The organism is Mycobacterium sp. NTMscope_Eco_3 (genome assembly GCF_976985685.1).
The window spans coordinates 5,443,927-5,465,213 of record NZ_CDRJYZ010000001.1 but is presented as its reverse complement, the minus strand read 5'-3'; the positions used below and the strand labels follow the sequence as shown (position 1 = coordinate 5,465,213).

Sequence of the window (21,287 nt, the reverse complement as noted above, 5' to 3'; positions counted from 1 at the left end):
GATGTCGGTGGGCTCAGTGAGGCGGTTCGATCGGTAGTACCGGGCCGCCGTAGGGAGTCGGAATGGTGAACCGCCCCTTCGGTGTTGGATCGGCGGTTTGACCGAGGTCGGCGCCGGGAGGCGGGCCCGCCGTGTCGTCGCCGCCCGGACGGGGCGCATTCTTCGCGCCGCGAACCAACACCTGGGGATCGTCGTCTCGGCAGTAGGTGTACAGGAACGGTTCGGGATAGTCCGCCGACGACGACGGCCGCCGCGGGGTGCCGTAGTCACACGTGTAGCGCGGATAGATGTCGGCGGTCGCCCACAGCCCGTGCTCGTGCATGGTGGTCATCAGGGCCTCGAGCGTGGACCCGCGATAGTTCGGGAAGACCGCGTTCAAGGCAGGAACCCGGACATAGATGATCCGGGCGGTGGTCACGAGGTTGGCCAGCAGCCCGACCATGGTGTCGGAGTTGTCGTCGAACAGGTTGTCCACCGACGACATCGCGTGCGGTGTCTGATCGACGAATGTGCGATAGCCGCGGTCCATCTTGTTCACCCCGGTCATGAGGTCGCCGACATTGCGCGCCGCCACCGCGAGCCCGGCATTCTTGTCCGAGAGGGTGGTCAGGACCACCCGGCTGGTCTTGAGCATGCTGACGGTTTGCGGCAGCACCGGGTCCATTGTCGAGAGCAAAAACGTGGAGCCGTCGATGATGTCGGTGAGCTTTTGCGGGCCCTCCTTGCTCAAACTCAGTTCCCGCTTGACGATTTCGAGCTTCTTCGGGTCGGTCTGGGCCAGCATCCCGTCGGCGTCGGCGAGGACCCGGGACAGCGGAATGGGCGTCGTGGTGCGCTGTGGGCCGATCACGCTGCCGTTCGCGAGGAACGGACCGCTGTTGGAGGCGGGTTCGAAATCGATGTACTGCTCGCCCGCGGGTGAGAGTCCGGACACGCGCACCGGGCTGGCGGCGGGAATCTTGGTATTCGCGTTGATGTTCGCGACCACCTCGACGCCGGTAGGTGTGGGCCGCAGCGACTGGATTCGCCCGACCCGAATCCCCCGGACGGAGACGTCCTGGTTGGCCAGCAGGCCGCCGGAGTCGGACAGCCGGATCGTGACCTGGTAGGTGGAGTCCAGCGGGTTGATGCGCAGGGCGCCGATCGCCAGGTAGGCCAGGCCGACCACGAGTGTGAGCGCCAGGGCGATGCCGGACAGCCAGGCGCGTTGACGGTGACCGGTTTTGACCGCGGCGACGATGAATCGGGCGAGGGCGTCGATCACCGCGGTGGCTCCGGGCTCATGGGGTCCGGGGGCGGTTCTCCCCCGGGTGCCGGTGGGAGGGGAGGACCGCTTGGCGTCCACGGGGTTTGGCCCATCGGCGTTTGCGGCCCGCGGCCCACGACCCTTTCCTGCAGCCGCCACAACACGTACTTGATCGAGCCGATCATGTAGTTCCAGTCGCGGCGCATGGGTCCGTGGAATGCCGGATCCCCCTTGAACCCCCCGGTCTCCGCGCCGGTTCCGGGCCGCGATCCCATGACCAGGCGGTCGAAGCTTCCACGTACCGAAATAGCGTCGCTGGGCGTGGTTTTCACGAACGGCGGGATCAGCCGGTTCAGACCGGCCAGGCTGGTGTCGGGGCTCAACACGACGTCGTTCCACGCGGCGGCGATGGTGTTCGCGTCCTTGATGACGCTGCGGCCCGTCTTGTCGGTGCCGGCGATGGACGGGAACTTGGAAAGCTGGCGGGTCGTGGCGCCGAGTTCGTCGACGACGTCGGCGATTTCATCGGCGTTGTCGGACAGCACGTTCGTTGCCGGCCCGACCGCTCGCAGGACATCGGTGATCGCCTGGTTCTTCTCATCCAGCCGATCGGCCAGGTTCGCCGTCTCGGTCACCGCCGCGTCGATCTGCTCCGAGCGGGCATTGAGCTTGCCCAGCAACAGATTGGTCCGGTTGATCAGGTCGCCGAACGCGCGCCCCTGGTCGCCGGTTGCCTTGCCGGCGCCGTTGACGATATTGGTGAAGTTGCGGACCGCGCCACCGTTGACGAGCAGCGCGGCCGAGCTGAGCACGCTCTCGACGGTGGCGGCGGCGCGGGTCGCCGGCAGTCCGATGGTTTCACCGCCCTTGAGCAGCGGTGCATTCGGGTTCGTCGGGGTGGGTGGCTTGATGGCGACGAACACGTCGCCAAGCGGTGTCGCGGAACGTAACTCCGCGGTGCTGCCCACGGGGATGCGCACGCCGTCCATGATGCGCAGGGTGGTCACCGCGGTGTAGTTGCGCGCGACCATCGATTCGAGTTGCCCGACGTCGGCGCCGGCGAGTTTGACCTTCGCGTGGGCGGGCAGATTCAGGGCGTTGGAGAACACGGCGTTGAGCAGATATCCGCCGCCGCCGATTCCCGGGGCCGGTAGCGGCAAGCTGGCCAGCCCGTTGGTGGCGCAGCTCGAACTGACCATGGCCGCGCTCAGCGCGACCGCCAATGTCTTGTGCTTGCCCCAGGCCATCGCTACTGCCCCATCGCCGAGAGGCCGTCGAGGATGTACGTCAGGCCGAAGTCGGGCCCGTAATCCTGCAGTGTCCCTGTACTGCAACCCAATTGACGGAGGTGCATCAGGTTGCACAGCTCCTTGGCCGATTGGCTGTCCGTGAGTGCCTTGTCGAGCAGGCCGTGCACACGGATCGCGCCGTTGTTTCGATCGACGGTGTTGTACAGGTTTTCCAGCGTCAGCGGGAGGACGTCAAGCATCTCCGCCACGACGCGCTGATCCTCGACGACCGTCTTGGCGACGGTGTCGCCGTTGCGGACCGCCTGCTTGAGATTGTCGCGATTGTTCTCGATCAGCGTGGTGACTACTTCGAGGATACGGTTGATGGTGCGCCCGGTGGCTCCGGTGCCGAACTTCTCGTCGGCCAGGATCTGGCTGAGCTGGCGTGTGGTGGAACCGAACTGGCGCACCTTGGTGTCGTTGCGCGCGGCGGCCTCGGTGATCGAGCTGAGGTCGGTGACGATCGTGGTCAATTGCTCGCGGGTGGTGCCGCCTCGCTCGGAGCTGAGCCGCAACGCCTTGGAAAGCTCGTCGAGTGCGGCCAAGATCTTCTTGCCGTTCCCATCGGTCATGGCGACCGCCGCGTCGCTCAGATCGGCGACCGGGCCGCCGCCCTTCCCGTCGCCCTTGAGCGATTTGGAGACTTTGTCGAGCATGTCGAGCACGCGGTCGAACGCCACGGGGGTCTTCGTCCTGGTCAGTCCGATGGTGTCGTGGTTCTTGAGCACCGGGCCGCTCCGGTACGGCGGGGTCAGTTCGACCTGCCGGTCGGTGAGTATCGAGGTGGTGATGGTGACCGCGCGGGCCGCGGCGGGGATTTTGACCTTCTTGTCCACGGTCAGCTCGGCCTCGACGTAGCTGCCTTTGGACGTGACCCTGCTGACCTTTCCCACCGGCATGCCGAGCACCGCGACCACGTTGCCTTCGTAAAGGCCGGCGGCGCTGTCGAATTGAGCGATCACCGTCATCGTGTCGAGGCGTGACTTGACATAGTGCCCGACCACGCCGATGGCGACGGCGGCCCCCACCGCTACCACGGCAGCGACGGCGATGAGCTTGCGCCTACCGGAAATCATTTGCAGTCCTTGAAGTACTGGATCATCTTGAATTCCTTCGCGCGGCCGCTGATGGCGCACATCCACGAATCGATGGCGAGCCCGTTGGGCAGGTTGAACTCGACGACCGGCCCGTAGCCGGTGGCGTTGGTCAAGCCCCGCAACGCCACCGGGGCAACCTGCAGCAGATTGCGCACCAGGTCGTCGTGCTGGCCGATCATGTTCGTCAGGTCGTGCAGGTTGGCGAACAATTCGTCCAGCATGGGCCGGTTGGTGACGACGATCTTGTCGAGTTGATCGACGAGCTCGGTCAGCGCCGTGAACATGGCGTGGAAGGTGGCCTGGCGGGCCACCAGGTGGCCGAGCAGGTCCTGACCTTGATCCATCAGATGTCCGATGTTGGTCTGCTGACGCCGCAGCGTATTGACCACTCGCTGAGTGCTTTTCATCAGCGTGCCGAGCTGTCCCCGCCGGTCGGCGGTGATCGTCGACAAGGTCTGCAGATTCGCGACGGCCTGCGGAACCAGCGGCGGCACCCCGGCGAGCTGCTTGCCCAGCACCGCCAGCGACTGCGCGAACTGGTCGGAATCGACCTGCTCGAAGGTGGTGGTGGCGTCTTCGAGCAGCGACTGCAGGTCGTAGGGCACCGCGGTGTGGGACAGCGTGATGGTCTTGGCCGGGAGCGAACCCGGGCCGTCGGGCACCAGCTCCAGATAGCGCGACCCGAGGATGGTCATCACCTTGATGACCGCCCGGGTGTCCCTGCCGAGCGGGACGTTGTCACGCACGCTCAAGCCGGCTTCGACGTGGTCGCCGTCGAGTTTCATGCTGGTGACGTGCCCGACCTCGATGCCGGCGATCGTGATCGGGTTTCCGGGCCGCAGCGTGGCGGCCTGCAGGAATTCGGCGGTGTAGTGGGTGTAGCCGACGCCGAGCAGCTTGATTCCGAGCGACACCGCGACAAGAACCGCGACCACCGCGAGCCCGGCCAGGCCGAGCCAGGTCCTGTTGTACGACTCAAGCGGGCGCCGCTGCAGCCATCGGGTTTTCAGTGCGTCAGCCATTGGCCATGTTCCTGCATCGCGGGGTGTGCCACCCCATGTTCTTCGTGGTGATCGGATACGCGTTCCCGGGGGTGGCCGCGTTGACGATGAACGTGGTGATGTCGTTGAGTCCGGGGAAGAAGCCCGTCGCATTCAGGTCACACGCGTAGGCGTTGCCGTAGGAACCCTCGCTGAGGGCCCGCGCGAAACCCTTGAGCAACAGGGGCAGGTTGTCACCGGTGAACGCCAGCTGCGGCTCGATACCCACCAGGTGCTTGCTGAACCCCGGCTCCCGGGTGATCAGTTGGTTCAACGACGGGTCGACGTCGTCGGCGATCGCCGCGAGGCGGCGGGTCACCCGGGCGATCGAACCCACCGAGTCCTGCAACGCCGGGCGGCGGTCATCGAAATTGGCCACCGCGGAGCGGGTTTGATCGAGCGCGTGGTCGAGGTCGTCGTTCTGGCGCGCGACGGTGTCGGTGACTTTGGTGAGGTTGCTGATGAGGTCGCCCAACGACTGATCGCGCGCAGACAGGGTCCGGGTGATCGTCGACGTCTGCTGCACCAGGAGCGGAATGGACGCCTGATCGCCCTGCAACGACTGCAGGACCCCCTTGGTCAGGTCATCGGCGTCTTTAGGGTTGAGCAGGGTGAACAGGGGCTCGAAACCGTTGAGCAGTTTGCCGACGTCGAAGGAGGGGTCGGTCTGCTGCACCGGTATCACGCTGCCCGCCGAAAGCGTTCCCCTGCTGCCGGTTTCACCCAGCGACAGCCCCAGATAGCGCTGTCCGATGATGTTCTGGTAGGTCACCGACGCGACGGTGTTGCCGTACAGGCGCTGCTCGTTCTCGACGATGAACGAGACCTTCGCCAGTTTCCCGGCCAATTCGATGTTTTCGACGCGGCCCACCCGCACGCCGGCCATGCGGACGTCGTCGCCGATGCGCAATCCGTACACGTCGGTGAACATCGCCGCGTACGGCGTGGTCGGCCCGGCCACGTCGCGGCGCAGGGTGGCGTACACCATCCACGTCACCGCGATGGCGATCGCCATGAACAGCGACAGCCCGATCAGCGGTTTGCGTACCTTCATTTCGGTTCGCCCGCCGCGGGCCGCGGTTGCTGTGGCTTGAGGGAGACCGTGGCGCCGCGCGCCACCGGGCCCAGCAGCAGCTGGGTCGCCACCGACGCCGGACGGCCTTGGCCGGTGATCATGCCGAGCTGGTCGCGTTCGTGTTGGCTGCCCACGGGGCCGACGTTGCCGCCGTAGGCCGATGGCGCGGCCGCACCAGGCAGGGCCGGACTCGGGGGCGGCGGTCCCGGCGCCGGCGGTGGCGGCGCATCGTCGGGGTCGGCGGTCCCCGGGACTCGGGGTGTCGGACCGACCTGCCACGGCCACCACGGCAACGGCGGGTTGGGGTCTTCCAGGCTGGGATTGGGGTTGAACAGCGGCGGGCCGACCGCGGTGAGGTTGCCGTCGGGTCCGATCTGCGTGCCCGGGGGCGGCGCCAGATCCGCGGGCGCATGGTAGTTCTGCGGCAGCAACACCTCGGGCAGGTCCGGGCGCACCGCGATCGTCGGGGCCGTGAAGCAACTCGGTCCCAGCAGCTGGCCGTAGCGCGGGCAATCGGCGCGGGTATAGGTGTAGGTCGGCGTCAGCGCCAGATTGACCCGCATGTTGCCGGTATCGAGTTCGGGATCCCAGACCTCTTCAAAGAACTTGTCGGACAGCCGATTCAGCCTGGTGAAGATGGGCACGAATTTGTCGCTGTTCAACGCGAAGACCCCGAGCGCGGGCGTGAGGTTCTGACTCATTTCGATCAGCTGGTCGGTGTGGTTGTCGAACGCTTGGCGATTCACGCCGAAGGTGTGGTGCGAGCCGGTCACCAGCGACCGGAACTGCTCGCGTTTTTCGACCAGGGTCTGCATCGGTTTGACCGCGTCGTGCAGGACGTCGACGAGGTCGGGCGCCGTGGCCTGCAGGCCGCGGGTGGCGTCCAGCAGCGCGGAGACCGTGGAGGGGCCGGGGTCGGTGGTCACGATCGCGTTGAGTTCGTCGAGCACCCGGGTCATCTGCGCGCCGGCGGTGAGCAATGTGCCGCGCCGGTTATTGGTGGCGGCCGCGACCGCGGCCAGGATTCCGACGCTGTGGTCTTCGCGGCCCCGGCCGGTCGCCGCCAGGATGTCACGCAGCTTGCTGATCGTGGTCTGGAAGATCACCGTCGACAGCTGGAGGTCTTCGGGGATGCGCGTCCCGCTGCGGATGCTCGGGCTGGGGCCGCCGTCGACGAGTTGCACCGACGAGACCGCGAACACGTTGCTGGGTACCACGCGCGCGGTCACCGCGCTCGGGATGTCCTTCGCGTATTCGGGTTTGAGGTTGATGTGCACGTAATTCGGCTTGCCGTAGGCCGCCGGGACGACATTGTCGACGGCGCCGACGAGTAGCCCGTGATATTTGACATCGGACCGGGCCGGCAGCCCGTCACCCACGTTCGTCAGCTCGGCGACCACGCGAATGTAGTCGTTGAGCCGTCCGGTGGACTTCAACAGCAGGCTTCCCGTGATCAGTCCCGCGATCAGCAGCACCGCCGCCCCGAGGGCCACCAGCTGCTGGTCGGTGGGACCCCGCCCGTCGAAATCTAGCGAATTCGCCATTCAGCCACCGAATCTCGCGCCGGCGTCGATGCTCCACAGCGCCATCGTGAGCAACATGTTGACCATGATCACGACGGTGATGCTCGCCCGCATGGCATGCCCGGCCGCTACACCCACGCCCTCGGGGCCGCCCGCGGCGTAAAACCCGTAGTAGCACTGCACGGTGGATGAAAGCCACACGAAGACAACGCACTTGAGCACCGAGTACGCGATGTCTTTGGCGCTGAGCATCATGGTGAAGTAGTGCAGGTACGGTCCGATGGATCCGCCACTGATGATGTTGGCGACCACCTGGCACGTGAGGTAGGTGACCGCGAGGCAGGCGATGTAGAGCGGGATGACGGCGATGACGGAGGCCATGAGCCTCGTCGTGACCAAAAACGGAATCGGGCGTATCGCCAGGGATTCCAGCGCGTCGATCTCCTCGGCGATGCGCATGGCGCCGAGCTGCGCGGTGAATCGGCAGCCCGCCTGCATCGCGAAGGCCAGGGAGGCCATGATGGGCGCCAGTTCGCGGGTGTTGACCAGTGACGAGATGATCCCGGTGGCGGGGCCGAGTCCCAGTAGGTTGAGAAAGTTGTATCCCTCCACGGCCACCAGTGCGCCCGCGGTAAAACCGAGCACCACCGCGACGCCGGCGGTGCCGCCGCCCACCACGATCGAGCCGTTGCCCCAAGCGATGTTCGACAGCAACCGCAGGAATTCCGTACGGTATTGCCGCAGCACGCTGGGCACCGCGAGCACGGCACGCACGAAGAAGACCAGCATGTGCCCCAGCCGCATGGTGGGCCCGGCCGCGACCCGGTACGCGCCGATGAACGGTCGTGCGAGTCCGGGAACGTATGCGGAGGCCGTCATTTCACAGCCCCGTCCTGGGAAACAGCATGTTGTACAACTGGCTGATTCCGACGTTGACGACCATCAGCACCAAAATCGATTCCACCACCGCCGCGTTCACCGAGTTGGCCACGCCCGCCGGGCCGCCCTTGGTGAAAAGACCTTTCTGGCAGGCGATTACCGCGACAATGGCTCCGTAGATCACGGCCTTGAGCAGCGCCACGATCATGTCCTCCGTGGTGGCGAACGACGAGAACGTCGCCACGAAACTTCCCGGCGCGCCCCGCTGGAAGTAGACATTGAACAGATAGCTGGCCAAAAACCCGACGAAGCACGTGATTCCGGTCAGGGCGACGCCGACCATGATGGCCGCGGCGAAGCGGGGTACGACCAGACGGCGGATCACCGAGACCCCCATGACCTCCATCGCGTCGGTCTCTTCGCGCATGGTCCGAGACCCGAGATCCGCGGTGATGGCGGACCCGACGGCCGAAGCCATCAGCACCGCGGCCACCAATGAGGCGGCCTGTCGGATCACGGCGAGCCCACTGGCGGCGCCGGCGAGGGAGGTCGCACCGACCTGGTTGGCCAACAGGGCGAACTGGATGGATAGCGTCACCCCGATCGGCAGCGCCACCAGGACGGTGGGCAGCACGGCGGTCGCCGCCATGAATGCGCCCTGGCGCACGAACTCCGCCCATTGGAAGCGCCCGGTGAACAGGTCGACCACGCAGTACTCGACCGTGCGTACCGCGAGGATGTACTGCTCGCCGAGGGTGGTGAGCGAAGCGAGGGGGTGCCGCACGACGTAGCCCGCGGACCACTCCTGGATGGTGGCCACACCCTCGGGTGCTCGGTCGTCGTTGAGCGAGCGGTCGTCCTGGATGGTCATCGCCGGATGCGCCTCAGCGCGACGACTCGCCGGTATGTGTGTTCATCGGTGAACCTTTGGTGTGCCCCCACGGGCCGCTATGTTAACCGCTGCTCAGGTTATGCGGAAGATCTCACTTTGCACTGTCTGCAAATTCAGCGCCTAATTTGAGCCACCGAGCCGGGTATGACCCATGGTCATTTCGCGTATTTCCCTGCTAGCCGCCTCTTGACGCGCCGCTGACATCGCGGGAAGATCGCGTTCCGGACTGCTGATGTTAATAGCCATTTGTCTACTAAATGGTTGGTTCAGTCTGGGGTGATCGCGAGTTATCGTTTTCCTGGGGAAGGCGCGGATGATCCTGACGAGGTTGCGACGGGCGGGCGGCGGCATTTCGGCCGCCGGGCCGGCGCTGCTCGCTACCGCCCTCGCGCTGTCCGGCACCGCCTACGCCGATCCGGGTCAGCCTCCCCCACCGTTGCCCGCGTTCACGCCGGCACCCAGCGATTGGTCACCGAACTTCGACATCTGGCCGTACAACACCTTCGCCTCTCGGGTGACACCCGAGATGATCGGCGGAATGTCCGACTCCTGCCAATGGTTCAAGTCCCAATTCGACCCATTGATGGGCCAGATCAACGACTTCAACCGATACCTCGGTGATCAGCACGACGACTACACGGCCGGTGGTGTGCAGCAGAACGCCAACGCCGTTGTCACCAACATCGACCGGTCGACGGCCTTTCTGGGCCCGCGGGTAAAGCCACTGATCATCACCAACGAACCCGACAACTTCGGCCCCTATTCGCCGATATACGGCGGGGAATCCATGACCCACTTGGCATTTCAGTTGTCACGGATCAGCGACAGCATCAAGAGAAAGGAACCGTCGGGCGTCACCCACGCGAACATCGTCTCGGCCACCGGCTGGGCGAACGCGCTACGTGACTCCGGCGCATGTAACTGATGAACTACCGCCCATCGCTACGAACAGTCGGCAACCCACGGACGTGGTTGGTGAGCCGCTTCCGTATCGCCGCAGAAGGCACAGAAGTCTCGGAAGTTGGGGAAGGCGACATGAGTCCGCCGGCCGACACCTCACCCGACACGGACCATGACGAGGGTCGTGTCGATGCGGAAGGCGACCAGCCGCCGCGCCGGCGAAAGGGCCTGCGGGTCAATGTCGCTCGCCGGGCCGCCGCCGTGATTCTGGCCGTAGCGCTCGCCGGGGCCGGATACGAGGGCTGGCTGCTGTTCCAGCATCACCAGAAGGATGTCGCTGCGACCCAAGCGCTGTCTGCGGCCAAGAAATATATCCTGGCGCTCACCAGCGTGGACACCAACGCGATCGATAAGAACTTCACCGAGGTTCTCGACGGCTCGACCGGCGAGTTCAAGGACATGTACACGAAATCCAGCGCCCAGCTGCGCCAAACGCTCATCGACAACAAGGCGGCGGCGCACGGCAGCGTCGTCGATGCGGCGGTCCAGTCGGCGACCGAGGACAAGGTGGACGTCGTGCTGTTCGTCGATCAGTCGGTGAGCAACGGGGCGGCGCCGGTTCCCCAGTTGGACCGCAGCAGGGTGAAGATGACCATGGAAAAGGTGGACGGCCGCTGGCTGGCCAGCAAGGTGGAGCTTCCCTGAACCGGTGCGCCGACGGGTTGTTCAGGCGCGCCAGGTTTCCTCGGCCACCCGATAGAAGTTTCCACCGAGCACCGCGTGGATGTCGCGGCCGTTCCATCCCCTGGCCCGCAGGTGCTCGCCGAGCGTCACGAACGTTTCCGGCGGCATCCATCGGATCGGGCCCCAGCGCGTGTAGCTGTCGTCGAACAGGTGGGGATTGCGCCGCAGCTCATCGACGACATCGGCGGCGTCGAAACAGAAGTCGGTGCTGACGCCGACGTGCTCGACGCCGACGAGGTCGACGGCGTATTCGAGGTGCCGTGTCATCGCGTCCAGCGTGGGCGTGTTGGGTCCGAGGAAGATGCCGACGCCGGTGATGCCGATGACGCCGCCCGTCTGCGCGCAGGCCCGCGCCTGGTCGTCGGTGATGTTGCGGGGATGCTCCCACAGCGCGCGCATGCACGAGTGGCTGTAAATGACCGGCCCGGCGGATACCTCGCACATGTCGAGACCGGTGCGTGCGCTGCAGTGGGATCCGTCGGGAACGATGCCGGCTGCGTTCAGTTCGGCGATGACCGCACGGCCCCAATCGGTGAGGCCGCCATCGGTGCGGTCGAGGCAGCCGCTGCCGGCCCGGTTGGCGTTGTTGTAGGTCGGCAGCAGGGTGCGTACCCCCAGGTTCGCCAGGGTGCGCACATTTTCCAGATCGTCATCGAGTGGGCCTGAGTCTTCCAGGTCGAAAACCACCGCGATGCGCCCGGCCCGGGTCGCCGCGTCTACCTCGCCGACGGTGGCCACCAGTTCCAGGTCGGGGTGGGCGGCGATCCCGGCGCGATAGTGGTGCAGGAGCGCCACGGCGTCGCTGAAGCTGTGCGGGGAGTATCCCGCGTTGACCGAAAGCACGGTGCGACCGGCGTATTGGTAACGCGTCAACGGACCGATCTCGGTGTCGGTGTTGAGCGGCAGACACGTGTGCTGGTCCCAGAGCAGCGTGGTCATGGGTGGTGAACTCTCCTTAGACCCTTATGGTTTACCCCTCGAGCGCGGCCTCGACGGCTTGGTCGGCGAGCTCGGCCCAGGGCATCGGTTCCCGCGGGGACCCGGGCGGGTCGGCCAACCGACGATGCCACCAGCCGACATCCCACCACCTTTCCTGCTTGAAGCCCACGCCCCGAAAGGTACCGACGGGGGTGAAACCCAAAGCCTCGTGCAGCCCGACGCTGGCGGCATTGGGAAGCGTGATGCCCGCATAGGCATTGACATACCCTTGTGCGACGAGCAGATTCAGCAGTCCCGCGTAGATTCGGCGGCCATGACCGCGGCCGTGAATGGACGCGTCGAGGTACAGCGACACATCGACGCACCAACGGTAGGCGTCGCGCGCCCGGTGCGGGCTCGCATAGGCGTATCCCTTGACGCCTTGGCTATCGGCGACGACCAGCCAGGGCAATGTCGCAAGCGTGCGGGTCATCCTCGACCGCACCTCCTGGACGCCGGGGGGAGCCGTCTCGAAGGACACCGCCGTGTCCCGCACGTACGGTAGATAGATTTCAGCGACGGCACCCGCGTCCTCGGGCGTGGCCATGCGAACCTTCACGACCACAGAAGGCTAGCCGTACAGCGACGGTGGTGTCGGCCTTCAGGAAAATAATGTGGATATGAGGGTTTCGGCGAACCGGCGACGGGTGGTGTTTTGCGAGGCAACAAGTAACCAGCGCCCATCAGCCCGCACGGCGACGCTGGTGTTCACGCGACTTTTGCGCCGATTGCGTCGGCGCCGTACCACCGCGGCGTCCGCGTGAAGCAGCGCCACGTCCGGTGTGAGAAACCGGACCTGGGTGATGTCTATCCGTAGGCGGGTTCCCTTGAGGAGCTTGCGGAACAGCGGGAGGTACGCTGCCGCGATCGCTTCGCGCCCCGTGTGGTGGCTGCCCAGAAACGTGACGTAGTCCGCATCGTGGGTGAAGACACCGGCATAGGCGTCGGGATCGCCCGCCGCCCAACCGTTTACCTGCTGAGCGATCAACCCGCGGGTGGCGTCCTCGTCGGCTCGCCGGTCGCCGCTCGTCACAACGCCTCCCGTAAACGTTGGTGCCGACGCGGCTGCTGCGCACGGTGGAACCGTCGCCGCAAGGTGGCTCGAAGGACGCGCAGCAGCAACGTGGGATCCTGGAGTCGCGCCGGCGGATCGACGAGATGGGTGACCCGCAGCAGGCTTTCGGTTACCGCGGTGTCATCACCGGCGGCGTTCAGCATGGCACCGACCAACTGGCCGCGCAGCCGCCGACTCAGGGAAGGCTTGAGGGTGGGAGATGGGACGCGATCGTTGGCCTGGTTCATCGCCCATGTCGGGCCGATGTCGCGTGCCGTCATGTGGAAGAAGCGCTGGGCCAAGTCGGCGTCGCCGCCGCGCAGACAGTCTCGCAGTGCCAGCGCTTGCTGCGCCGCCATCGTCATGCCTTGGCCGTACACGGGATTGGGGCTGCACAGCGCATCGCCGATGACGAGCAGGCCGCGGGGGAATCTCGGCATCTGGTCGTAGCGCCGCCATACCGCCGCGGGGTTACGGAAGGTGGCGATGTCCGCGAGCGGCTGCGCGCGGCGTAGCCCGTCGATGATTTCCGGGGGCAAGGCGCGATCGGCCAGCGCGAGCATGGTGGCGAAATCGGGTGGCGCCCCGCCGGTGTCGATCGTGCGGCCGACCGCGAACATCCAGGTGTCGTTCTCGCAGGCCAGCAGCAGACCACCGGGCTTACCGCCGCCGCCGAGGTTGAACACGACCATCTGCTTGTCGAGGCATCCCGTCGGCATGCTCAGCAGTTGGCTGGAGTAGCCCAGCATGGCGGTGGACCGCGTCTCGGGTGGGCGCCCGTAACCCAGGAGTTCCAGAAGGGCCGGCGTGCGGGCGGAGCGGCCCATGGCATCGACGACCAGATCCGCGGGCACATCGATGGCCGCGCCGTTGTCGCGGTGCAGGATTCGCGCACCGGTGACCGCCTCCCCGGCGGCAAGCGGCTCGATGACGTCGTGGCCGTCGAGAAGAGTCACGTTGGACAGTGCCGCGACGCGCCGATGCACATGAAACTCCACGAACGGCCGGCTGGCCAGGCACAACGTGACCGCCGTGGGATCGGTCAACGTGCCCGAGCGTTGGAGCTCGTAGCGGCCCGTGCGCACGTAGAACCGCGACAGGTCGCCGTCGTTGATGACAGTGGCGCCGGCCGCGCCCAACTCGTCGATCAGGCCGGGAAAGAGTTCGGCAAGCACTTGCGTGCCGCGGCTGAGAAACATATGCACGTGACGGCCCTGCGGCACGCCCTTCCGGTGAACGGGATGGCCGGGGGCCTTGTCGCGCTCGATGACGCTGACCGAGTCGTAGAAGTCCGAAAGCACGCGCGCGGCAAGCAGACCCGCGATCCCGGCGCCCAGCACAATGGCGTGTTGGCGCGAAGCATTCACGGCGAACGCCCTTGGTCAGTCGAGCCCACACGGTTTGTGTTGTGACCCATGACGCAGCAGCATACCGCAAATATAAGGTTATGGTAAGAATATTAAGGAATTGATAATGGTGGTTGTTCGGCGCGGCCGGCGGGGCGGGATCCCTGGAGATCGGAGCCCCGTCGGGGGCAGCGGCGAGCTCCTCAACTCGGTGGAAGTTGGATCTATGCAGAGGATTTGGGTCGCGGCGGGCATTGGCGGCGGCCATCTCGGTGACGCGACGCCGCCCAAGGGGCCGCGGAGGTCGATAGCGCATCCTTCCGGAATTGTTCCGCTGCAGTTAAAGTGGGGCGTCGGCGTGGCTGACCTGCATCGCGAATAGGGAGGGTCAAACTGTTTTCCCGTTCGCGCCAGATACCCGTCACGCCGGCGTGGTTCACTGCCGCACTCGATCAACGGCCCGAGCAGGGCGAGGTGGAGGTCGACGGCTGCCGCATCCACCTACGTCTTTGGGGTGCCGCGGACCAACCTCCGGTGGTGCTGATCCACGGCGGCGGTGCGCACTCCGGTTGGTGGGATCACATCGCGCCGTTCATTTCCCGTACCCACCGGGTGATCGCGCTGGATCTGTCCGGGCATGGCGACAGCGGGTCACGAGCCGGCTATGACCTGCGGATCTGGGCAAGCGAGGTGATGGCGGCCGCATCCTCCGCCGGCCCCGCCGGGCGGCCGACCATCGTCGGCCACAGCATGGGCGGTTGGGTAGCGTCCACGGCGGCAATGCACTACAGCCGGCAGATCAACAGCATGCTGGTGATCGACTCGCCGTTGTGGGAGCGTGCGCCGGAGGAAGGGCGGCTACGACGGCACAAACACACCGAATACCGGACCAGAGACGAGATCCTGGCCCGTTTTACGGCGGTGCCGTCGCAGGAGTTGATCCTCCCCTACGTCCGTCAGCACATCGCGGCCGAGTCGGTGCGCAAGACCAACGCGGGCTGGGTGTGGAAGTTCGATCCGGCGATTTACGGCGGTGAGTATCTCGAGCCGACGCCCGCCGACGAGGAATCGTTGGAGAGCATGCTCGCCGCAATGCGTTGCCGCGTAGGCTATTTGCGTTGCGAGGCCGGATTGGTTCCGCCCGCGATGGCCGAACGGATCCGCTCTCTCCTGCAGCTGAGGGGCCCCTTTGTCGAGTTGGCCGAAGCCGGTCATCATCCGATGCTCGACCAACCGCTTCCACTGGTCGCGACGCTGCGCACGCTCCTGGAATTCTGGTCGATCACCTAAGCCCGTGCGCGGCGGGCCAGCTTCGCGGGCTGGTCGATGATCAGGGCCCTACCCTGCTGCCGGATCCAGCCGCGCTGGGTGAAGTCCGAGAGCGCCTTGTTGACCGTTTCGCGTGAGGAACCGACGAGTTGAGCGAGCTCCTTCTGGGTGAGGTGATGCTCGACGCGCACCGGTCCCCCATTGTCGGTGCCGAATCGCATTGCCAGATCGAGGATTTGCTTGGCCACCCGGGCGGGCACGTCGGTGAAGATCAAGTCGCACAGGGTGTTGTTGGTGTGCCGGAGTCGGCGCGCCAGCACCCGTAGCAGCTGCTCCGCGATTTCGGGTCGTTCGGCCATCCATGTTCGCAGGGCCTGGCGGTCCATCCTGACGGTTTCCACCTCGGTCAGCGTGATCACCGTCGAGGTGCGCGGGCCCGGATCGAAGAGCGCGAGCTCACCGAACACGTCACCGGGGCCCAGCACCGCGAACACGGTTTCACGGCCGTCTGCCGTCTGGTGGCGGATCTTCACCGAGCCCGCCAGGATCACAAAGAGGTCGTCGCCCGCCTCGCCTTCGACGAAGACGGTGCGCCTGCGAGGGAAGGAGACGTGCTGCAGATGGCGAGCCAACGCGGCGACCGCATCGGGTGCAATTCCCTGGAAGATGCCGGCTCGCGCCAAAATGTCGTCCACGCCGCCCCTTTCAACGCGTTCCGCACGGCGTTTGCGCGCACTAGGCGCTGCTCCAGGTTGGGGGCGTCTTGGCTCGCGACCTCGACTTTACCAGGGTTAAATTCCGTAACGCAGCAGGTCCGGGGGCCGGCGGCTAGGCGGCGGGCGTCGTGGTGGCCGATGCGGCTGTGACTTCGGAGTAGAAGTTGCCGCACGCATCGCAATGGACCTGATACTCGAGCTTGTCGTCGCGCTCGAGGAAGCTGTACTGCGCCCACGCCATGCATCGCGGGCACCGTGCGCGACCGTGTTCCACTGCCATTCACCAACCCCTAACTCGCACAGATGCACTGGAAGTACCCCGTGCAAAGCTGGTCTAATCACCGACTTGCGGACCCCGCCCGCCGCCTAGTAATTCAGCCCGGAGAACATCACCCGGCCGGGGTCATATTTCTGTCGCACCGCGCTCAGCCGGGACAGGTTCGGGCCGAAATAGCGCGCCGGCGACTGGTTGGCCTCGATGTAGTTTACGTAGCCACCGACCGAATACTGTTGCACCGCTTGGTGTGCCGTGCCGAGCCAGTTCGTCGCCGCCGAAGGATCGCCGGTTTCGACGTACCACTGCACCAGCGCCGACTGCCGGCGCCAGGGAAAGGCCGTCGCTCCCGGCGCCACCGTGGCGAGGGCGCCGTCGAGCGCGTGCATGATCGCCAACATGCGCCCGGCCCCGCGGGGAAAGGCGTTGACCGCCGCGGCGATCCCCTGCGCCACACCCGCGTTGACGGTGGAAAAGACGTCCGATCCGCCGACATAGCCGAGCGGCGACGGGTTGAGGTTCCCGACGGCCAGGTAGTTCACCAGGTCCATGTAGTTGAAGGTGTGGTTTTCGGTGCCGGAGGGCTGCATTCCGACCGCTTGGGTGATGGCTGCGGCAGTGCTGTTGCCCGATCCGGCCGGGGAGGTGGCCATGATCCGGCAATGCATGCCCGTCGCGTCGACGGTGGCGTCGGCCAGCGCCCAGCTGTTTCGGTCGGCGGTGCGCAGCCAGTTCTGCCATCCGACGAGGACCTGCGCGAACGACTCCGGCGGGAAGTTGAGGTTGACGACGTCGACGTCCTTGGTGGGGAACGTGGCGAAGGTCAGGGAGGTCGTCACACCGAAGTTGCCGCCACCGCCGCCGCGCAGCGCCCAGAACAGGTCGGGGTTGCTGGCGGCGGAGGCGGTGACCGCCTGGCCGTTCGGCAGCACCACCGAAGCCGACGTCAGCTGGTCACAGAGCAGGCCCGCATGCCGGGATTGGGCGCCCAGGCCGCCGCCCAGCGCGTGCCCGGCGGCGCCGACCGACGGGCAGGTCCCGGTCGGGACGCCCCGGCCGGCCGCGGCAAGCGTCCGGTGCATCGTGTACAGGCTGGTGGCCGGCGTCACGGTGACCTGCCCCGTGGCGGCGTCGTAGTTGGCATCCCCGGGCAGCTGGCGCAGATCGAGCACCATGGTCCCGTTCGCGGTCGACGCTCCGATGTAGGAGTGCCCGCCACTGCGCGGAGCGACCTTGAGGTTGTGGGCGGCGGCGAACGCCATCGCCTTTTGCACGTCGGCCGCCGACGTCGGGGTGACGACCGCCGCCGGCGTGGACCCGTTGTAGTTGGTGTTGAAAATCTGCTTGGCGCTGGCGAATTGGGGGTTGTCGGGAAGCAACACCTTGCCGCCGAGCGCGGTGGAGAGTCCTTCCCACCCCGACGGCCGGGGATCGGCGACAGCCCGGGGTGCGCCGAGCACCGCTCCGGCGGCTAACGCCCCGACGGCGCCCCGCAGAAACGTCTGCCGTGAGATTTCACGCGCCAACGCCGGGCTCCCGCGACTGCCTCATGCCCCGAATTGTCGACCACGAGAACCGTGGCGGCGCATGACATGTCGACGGTTGACCGAAACGTGCCCCAACCGTTATCCGGCGCCCTTGCCGTTGTCGACGCGATAGACGGCGCCGTGGATGGCCGCCGCGGCGTCGCTGGCGAGGAAGGCGATCACATTGGCGACGTCGAGGGGCTGCATCATGCCCCGTGGTGAGGCCGTGCGCATGATCAGGTCGTAGTTCGGATTTTCGGGCGCACTGAACTGTTCGATTTGCGGTGTGAGCATGCCGCCGGGGCACACCGCGTTGACGCGAAGGCGATCCGCCGTGTACTCCACGGCCAGCGCGCGGGTGAGTCCGATCAGCCCGTGCTTGGCGGCGCAGTATCCCGCCGAATACGCCTGGCCCTCAACACCGGCGATCGAGCTGACGTTGACGATGTTTCCGCCTCGCTCCAGCAGGTGGGGCAGCGCGGCCCGGCAGAGAAAGAAAGGACCGCTCAGGTTGACCGCGACGTCCTGCTCCCAATCGTCGTCGGTCATCGACTCCGTGCGGCGCATCTGATGCTTCCCGGCGACGTTGACGAGAACGTCCAAACCGCCGAAGTCGCGGACGCACCGCTCGACCGCGTCCCTGCAGGCCGGCGCCGAAGCGATGTCCACCGACGCGTATCCGCCGCGTTCCACGTCGGCGAACACGTCGGCCAGGCGTCCGGCATCGCGGCCGATGCCGAAAACCGTTGCGCCCTGCCGCGAGAACAGCTTGGCCGTTTCCGCGCCCAGGCCCGACGACGCCCCCGTCACCAATGCCACCTTGTCCTGCAGCGCGGCCATGCCAGCTCTCTTCCCTCGTCGCGGCGGTTCGATGCGGCCCGATGCTCCGGGCAGCCTAGTAGGACCGCATCCGCACGACGCTACCCCGCAGAAGCTCAAGTGGGGCAACCGGTCTGGATCTTCGCCTACCGGTGAACATCCGCTCGAGCTGCAGGCTCTGCTCGAGCCGGCGTGCCGTGATCATCGCGACCAGGTTGATCGCCAGCTTGCCCAGCGCGATCCGGCTGGTGCGCTTCCTCCAGCTTCGCCGCGTGGAGCCCGCACGACGGCCGAAGTAGTAGCCGATGCACGTCGCTGTCGTGAGCGCGCAGATTGCCACGATTACCGTCACGTGATGAGCGTCCTTCGTCACGGTCGCGGGAAGGTCACACGCCGGCCACACTCCGGCCAACAAGTCTCAGGCGCGGCGGATTGGCATAGCACCTGCCGATTCAAACAAGCTGGGCCTCAACGCAATGCGTTTCAGTCGATATCGAGGCCGCCCGACGCCATGATCAGGACGCGGCGGTCACCACCGACATGGGGATATTCGTCGTCGGGCAGGGCGACTGAGAGTTGCTGTTCTGCCCAGTCGGCGGGGTCGGCCTCCACCGGCAGAACGTTGTGCAGCGCCCCGGAGTATTTGCGCGCACGGCTGTTGAGCATGGCTTGTTCGATCACGGCTATCCCTTCCTTCGCGACTGATGAATAACCCCGACTGTCAACACGTTTGAGTCCTGCGAGGGTGGGCCGCCCGCCCCCGGACGAGTCGCCTGGCTATGGCAGTGGCCGAACCTCATCTGTGCGGGACCGAGGTAGTGCCCACGGAATTGCCTGGGTCGGCGGACTGGCCCATTCATCCTCGTTGTGATGTCATCACCTGCCTTTCTCCATCGTGGTGTCATCGGGTTTGGCCGATGGCCGCCTCGGAGGGCTGCGCTGCACGGCGCGCACATTGGGTGCGGGTGCACGCCACGGCGGTGCGCATACCTCCCAGGACCGACCAGGTGACCGGGGCCCGAGCAGGGCGCACCCGGCCACTGGTGGCGCCGGTGGCCGACGGAGCAGGGTGACTGACGCCGCGCACAAGATGGCGTCGACCTCGGCCATCAGCACCGACACCTCGGCATCATCGGCCGGCAAGAGCCCTGTCTGCTGGCTTGGTGCTGCCTCGATGACCGTGCCGGGCGCTGCTGTCCCGGTGCCGCGGTGCGTCATCACCAACCCACGTTCTGTCAGCATCGCACCGGCCCATCACGCGCTGATTGCGGTCTGCTGCCTATCCCCGCGGTTGACCGCGATCTTGCGCGGCTTGGCCTTCTCGGCCACCGGGATACGCAAACGCAGGACCCCGGCGTCGTAACGCGCATCGATATGCTCGGTGTCGAGATTGTCGCCGAGCACCAGTTGCCGACTGAACACCCCACGCGCCCGTTCGGTTGCCAGCATCTCCCGGCTTGGATCGACATCGGGGCGCTCGGCGCGCACCGTCACCACATTGCGCTCGATGTCGAGGTCCAGCGACTGCACATCGATTCCCGGCAGATCGAATTCGACCACGAACTGCTCGCCGTCGCGCCAGGCATCCATCGGCATCGCGGCCGGGCGCGCCGCGGTGCCGGATACCTGCTGAGTGAAGCGGTCGAGGTCACGAAACGGATCGCTACGAACCAACATGGTCGTCACCTCCAACACTCCCATCCAGTATCTGTTCGCATCGGTTATCTATGCCTTACGGCATAGTTTTTATATATCTCGACTCGGCGATCTTGGCAAGGGCCCGTGAAGAATTTCCGGTTCCCGGTTGCCGAGAGATGTTGCCGGCCACCGCATGCAGCCGGAGATCGGGTCGACACGTCCGGGCCCGCGGCGGCCTCTTCGGCGCTGGACTGGTACTGCGCGATCGCGGAGTCGCCGGCACTGTACGCCTGTACAGCGCGCTACCGGTGTCACAATACAACGAACCGGCTGAGCGAGGAGAACATGGCAGCATCTGCGCGGCGTGTGGGCGCCGAGACGTCCAAGACCCGGGACAACCTGCTCGACCATGTCGAGAAGATGATGCTCGACGAGGGCTATGCGAGCGTGACCTACCGCGCCCTGGCCTCGGCCGCCGGCGTCACGCCCAGCCTGGTGCAGTACTACTTCCCGACGCTCGACGACATTTTTCTCTCGGCGATCCGCCGCTATTCCAAACGCAGCCGTCGACTGCTCGACAAGGTGCTCGAATCGCGCCCCGACGATCCACTCCGCGCCTTATGGGAGTTCAGCCGGACCGAGGCGTCGGGCGCATTGATGACGGAGTTCATGGCCCTGGGCAATCACCGCAAGTCCATCCAGGCCGAGATCGCCGCGGTGACCCAAGCCAACCGCAAACGTCAGGTCGATGCGCTGGTCGCCAAATTCGGCAAGAGCGCGCGCCCGGGTGGACACTTCTCGCTGCCCGCCCTGCAACTGCTGATCTCCGGGCTGCCCAAGTTCCTCAACCTCGAAGAGGGCATCGGGGTCAAGACCGCCCACAAGGAAGTCACCAACGCCTTCGAGAAGTACCTGGACTCGATCGAGCCGGCCCCGGCTCCGAAACGTAAGACCGCCCAACGGCGTTCACGGTAGCGCTAAA

At 66.0% G+C, this 21,287-nt stretch carries 24 protein-coding genes; 4 read left to right on the top strand and 20 right to left on the bottom strand.

From position 1 onward, the window contains the following. Positions 1-13 precede the first annotated feature (13 nt). Genes AC0KTM_RS25440 through AC0KTM_RS25405 form a run of 8 tightly spaced genes read right to left on the bottom strand, consistent with a single transcriptional unit; the run spans position 14 to position 9,020 of the window. Positions 14-1,264, bottom strand: a complete 1,251-nt coding sequence (locus tag AC0KTM_RS25440; RefSeq protein WP_472417008.1) for an MlaD family protein — start codon at positions 1,262-1,264, stop codon at positions 14-16. Then, entirely contained in the window at positions 1,261-2,493 is a 1,233-nt protein-coding gene (locus tag AC0KTM_RS25435) for an MlaD family protein (RefSeq protein ID WP_472417006.1), read from the bottom strand. Before AC0KTM_RS25435 ends, AC0KTM_RS25440 begins: the two co-directional genes overlap by 4 nt. Before the next feature lie 2 nt (positions 2,494-2,495). Continuing rightward, on the bottom strand, positions 2,496-3,611 hold the full coding sequence (locus tag AC0KTM_RS25430; RefSeq protein ID WP_238955417.1) for an MCE family protein: 1,116 nt from the start codon (positions 3,609-3,611) through the stop codon (positions 2,496-2,498). Continuing rightward, a complete protein-coding gene (locus AC0KTM_RS25425) occupies positions 3,608-4,654 on the bottom strand; it encodes an MCE family protein (RefSeq protein ID WP_238955415.1) in 1,047 nt (348 codons plus the stop codon). The genes AC0KTM_RS25430 and AC0KTM_RS25425 overlap by 4 nt, the downstream gene beginning before the upstream one ends. After that, positions 4,647-5,726 (bottom strand): MCE family protein, encoded by a 1,080-nt coding sequence (locus AC0KTM_RS25420; protein WP_238955413.1) that lies wholly within the window; start codon positions 5,724-5,726, stop codon positions 4,647-4,649. Before AC0KTM_RS25420 ends, AC0KTM_RS25425 begins: the two co-directional genes overlap by 8 nt. Continuing rightward, a complete protein-coding gene (locus AC0KTM_RS25415) occupies positions 5,723-7,291 on the bottom strand; it encodes an MlaD family protein (RefSeq protein WP_472417004.1) in 1,569 nt (522 codons plus the stop codon). The genes AC0KTM_RS25420 and AC0KTM_RS25415 overlap by 4 nt, the downstream gene beginning before the upstream one ends. Next, positions 7,292-8,149: an ABC transporter permease gene (locus AC0KTM_RS25410; RefSeq protein WP_225327756.1), complete on the bottom strand. Its 858-nt coding sequence runs from the start codon at positions 8,147-8,149 to the stop codon at positions 7,292-7,294. A gap of 1 nt (position 8,150) precedes the next feature. Continuing rightward, the gene (locus AC0KTM_RS25405) at positions 8,151-9,020 is read right to left on the bottom strand and encodes an MlaE family ABC transporter permease (RefSeq protein WP_225327755.1); all 870 of its coding nucleotides are present in this window, start codon (positions 9,018-9,020) and stop codon (positions 8,151-8,153) included. A gap of 334 nt (positions 9,021-9,354) precedes the next feature. Between AC0KTM_RS25405 and AC0KTM_RS25400 the strand changes: the two genes are divergently transcribed. Then, positions 9,355-9,966, top strand: a complete 612-nt coding sequence (locus AC0KTM_RS25400; RefSeq protein WP_225327754.1) for a hypothetical protein — start codon at positions 9,355-9,357, stop codon at positions 9,964-9,966. Continuing rightward, positions 9,966-10,646, top strand: coding sequence for an Mce protein (locus tag AC0KTM_RS25395; protein WP_255641186.1), 681 nt, complete (start codon positions 9,966-9,968; stop codon positions 10,644-10,646). The genes AC0KTM_RS25400 and AC0KTM_RS25395 overlap by 1 nt, the downstream gene beginning before the upstream one ends. A 21-nt stretch (positions 10,647-10,667) precedes the next feature. Here the strand turns inward: AC0KTM_RS25395 and AC0KTM_RS25390 are convergent, their stop codons facing one another. The 4 genes from AC0KTM_RS25390 to AC0KTM_RS25375 are packed head-to-tail and all read right to left on the bottom strand — an operon-like array spanning position 10,668 to position 14,084. Next, a complete protein-coding gene (locus AC0KTM_RS25390) occupies positions 10,668-11,624 on the bottom strand; it encodes a dipeptidase (RefSeq protein WP_472417002.1) in 957 nt (318 codons plus the stop codon). Positions 11,625-11,655: 31 nt separating this feature from the next. After that, complete coding sequence (locus AC0KTM_RS25385) at positions 11,656-12,210, bottom strand: arsinothricin resistance N-acetyltransferase ArsN1 family B (protein ID WP_225327752.1); 555 nt, start codon at positions 12,208-12,210, stop codon at positions 11,656-11,658. A 54-nt stretch (positions 12,211-12,264) separates the two neighbouring features. After that, positions 12,265-12,696: an SgcJ/EcaC family oxidoreductase gene (locus AC0KTM_RS25380; RefSeq protein WP_472417000.1), complete on the bottom strand. Its 432-nt coding sequence runs from the start codon at positions 12,694-12,696 to the stop codon at positions 12,265-12,267. After that, positions 12,693-14,084 (bottom strand): FAD-dependent oxidoreductase, encoded by a 1,392-nt coding sequence (locus AC0KTM_RS25375; RefSeq protein WP_225327750.1) that lies wholly within the window; start codon positions 14,082-14,084, stop codon positions 12,693-12,695. Before AC0KTM_RS25375 ends, AC0KTM_RS25380 begins: the two co-directional genes overlap by 4 nt. A 372-nt stretch (positions 14,085-14,456) precedes the next feature. Between AC0KTM_RS25375 and AC0KTM_RS25370 the strand changes: the two genes are divergently transcribed. Next, complete coding sequence (locus AC0KTM_RS25370) at positions 14,457-15,353, top strand: alpha/beta fold hydrolase (protein WP_472408548.1); 897 nt, start codon at positions 14,457-14,459, stop codon at positions 15,351-15,353. On the opposite strand, the gene AC0KTM_RS25365 is transcribed toward AC0KTM_RS25370, so the two are convergent. The 8 genes from AC0KTM_RS25365 to AC0KTM_RS25330 form a co-directional block, all read right to left on the bottom strand. Continuing rightward, complete coding sequence (locus tag AC0KTM_RS25365) at positions 15,350-16,027, bottom strand: Crp/Fnr family transcriptional regulator (RefSeq protein WP_225327749.1); 678 nt, start codon at positions 16,025-16,027, stop codon at positions 15,350-15,352. The two genes, AC0KTM_RS25370 and AC0KTM_RS25365, sit on opposite strands and share 4 nt — an antisense overlap. Positions 16,028-16,160: 133 nt before the next feature. After that, the gene (locus AC0KTM_RS25360) at positions 16,161-16,328 is read right to left on the bottom strand and encodes a hypothetical protein (protein ID WP_225327817.1); all 168 of its coding nucleotides are present in this window, start codon (positions 16,326-16,328) and stop codon (positions 16,161-16,163) included. Between the two features lie 86 nt (positions 16,329-16,414). Further along, positions 16,415-17,848 carry an FAD-binding oxidoreductase gene (locus AC0KTM_RS25355; RefSeq protein WP_472416998.1) on the bottom strand — a complete coding sequence of 478 codons (1,434 nt, stop codon included), beginning with the start codon at positions 17,846-17,848 and terminating at the stop codon, positions 16,415-16,417. Positions 17,849-17,947: 99 nt separating this feature from the next. Further along, a complete protein-coding gene (locus AC0KTM_RS25350; protein ID WP_225327747.1) occupies positions 17,948-18,688 on the bottom strand; it encodes an SDR family NAD(P)-dependent oxidoreductase in 741 nt (246 codons plus the stop codon). 55 nt (positions 18,689-18,743) lie between these two features. After that, positions 18,744-19,019, bottom strand: a complete 276-nt coding sequence (locus tag AC0KTM_RS25345) for a hypothetical protein (protein ID WP_472416996.1) — start codon at positions 19,017-19,019, stop codon at positions 18,744-18,746. A 131-nt stretch (positions 19,020-19,150) separates the two neighbouring features. After that, on the bottom strand, positions 19,151-19,348 hold the full coding sequence (locus AC0KTM_RS25340; RefSeq protein ID WP_472416994.1) for a hypothetical protein: 198 nt from the start codon (positions 19,346-19,348) through the stop codon (positions 19,151-19,153). Between the two features lie 195 nt (positions 19,349-19,543). Then, positions 19,544-19,909 carry a hypothetical protein gene (locus AC0KTM_RS25335; protein WP_472416992.1) on the bottom strand — a complete coding sequence of 122 codons (366 nt, stop codon included), beginning with the start codon at positions 19,907-19,909 and terminating at the stop codon, positions 19,544-19,546. 12 nt (positions 19,910-19,921) lie between these two features. Beyond that, the gene (locus tag AC0KTM_RS25330) at positions 19,922-20,344 is read right to left on the bottom strand and encodes an Hsp20/alpha crystallin family protein (RefSeq protein WP_225327744.1); all 423 of its coding nucleotides are present in this window, start codon (positions 20,342-20,344) and stop codon (positions 19,922-19,924) included. A 306-nt stretch (positions 20,345-20,650) separates the two neighbouring features. Here AC0KTM_RS25330 and AC0KTM_RS25325 point away from each other — a divergent pair, with 306 nt between their 5' ends. Further along, positions 20,651-21,280 (top strand): TetR/AcrR family transcriptional regulator, encoded by a 630-nt coding sequence (locus AC0KTM_RS25325; protein ID WP_472416990.1) that lies wholly within the window; start codon positions 20,651-20,653, stop codon positions 21,278-21,280. Positions 21,281-21,287 lie beyond the last annotated feature (7 nt).

Coding starts and splice junctions, on each gene's coding strand:
- AC0KTM_RS25435 (WP_472417006.1), bottom strand. CDS start 2,493: ATGGCCTGGGGCAAGCACAAGACATTGGCGGTCGCGCTGAGCGCGGCC.
- AC0KTM_RS25430 (WP_238955417.1), bottom strand. CDS start 3,611: ATGATTTCCGGTAGGCGCAAGCTCATCGCCGTCGCTGCCGTGGTAGCG.
- AC0KTM_RS25425 (WP_238955415.1), bottom strand. CDS start 4,654: ATGGCTGACGCACTGAAAACCCGATGGCTGCAGCGGCGCCCGCTTGAG.
- AC0KTM_RS25420 (WP_238955413.1), bottom strand. CDS start 5,726: ATGAAGGTACGCAAACCGCTGATCGGGCTGTCGCTGTTCATGGCGATC.
- AC0KTM_RS25415 (WP_472417004.1), bottom strand. CDS start 7,291: ATGGCGAATTCGCTAGATTTCGACGGGCGGGGTCCCACCGACCAGCAG.
- AC0KTM_RS25410 (WP_225327756.1), bottom strand. CDS start 8,149: ATGACGGCCTCCGCATACGTTCCCGGACTCGCACGACCGTTCATCGGC.
- AC0KTM_RS25405 (WP_225327755.1), bottom strand. CDS start 9,020: ATGACCATCCAGGACGACCGCTCGCTCAACGACGACCGAGCACCCGAG.
- AC0KTM_RS25400 (WP_225327754.1), top strand. CDS start 9,355: ATGATCCTGACGAGGTTGCGACGGGCGGGCGGCGGCATTTCGGCCGCC.
- AC0KTM_RS25395 (WP_255641186.1), top strand. CDS start 9,966: ATGAACTACCGCCCATCGCTACGAACAGTCGGCAACCCACGGACGTGG.
- AC0KTM_RS25390 (WP_472417002.1), bottom strand. CDS start 11,624: ATGACCACGCTGCTCTGGGACCAGCACACGTGTCTGCCGCTCAACACC.
- AC0KTM_RS25385 (WP_225327752.1), bottom strand. CDS start 12,210: ATGGCCACGCCCGAGGACGCGGGTGCCGTCGCTGAAATCTATCTACCG.
- AC0KTM_RS25360 (WP_225327817.1), bottom strand. CDS start 16,328: ATGGCAGTGGAACACGGTCGCGCACGGTGCCCGCGATGCATGGCGTGG.
- AC0KTM_RS25350 (WP_225327747.1), bottom strand. CDS start 18,688: ATGGCCGCGCTGCAGGACAAGGTGGCATTGGTGACGGGGGCGTCGTCG.
- AC0KTM_RS25335 (WP_472416992.1), bottom strand. CDS start 19,909: ATGCTGACAGAACGTGGGTTGGTGATGACGCACCGCGGCACCGGGACA.
- AC0KTM_RS25330 (WP_225327744.1), bottom strand. CDS start 20,344: ATGTTGGTTCGTAGCGATCCGTTTCGTGACCTCGACCGCTTCACTCAG.
- AC0KTM_RS25325 (WP_472416990.1), top strand. CDS start 20,651: ATGGCAGCATCTGCGCGGCGTGTGGGCGCCGAGACGTCCAAGACCCGG.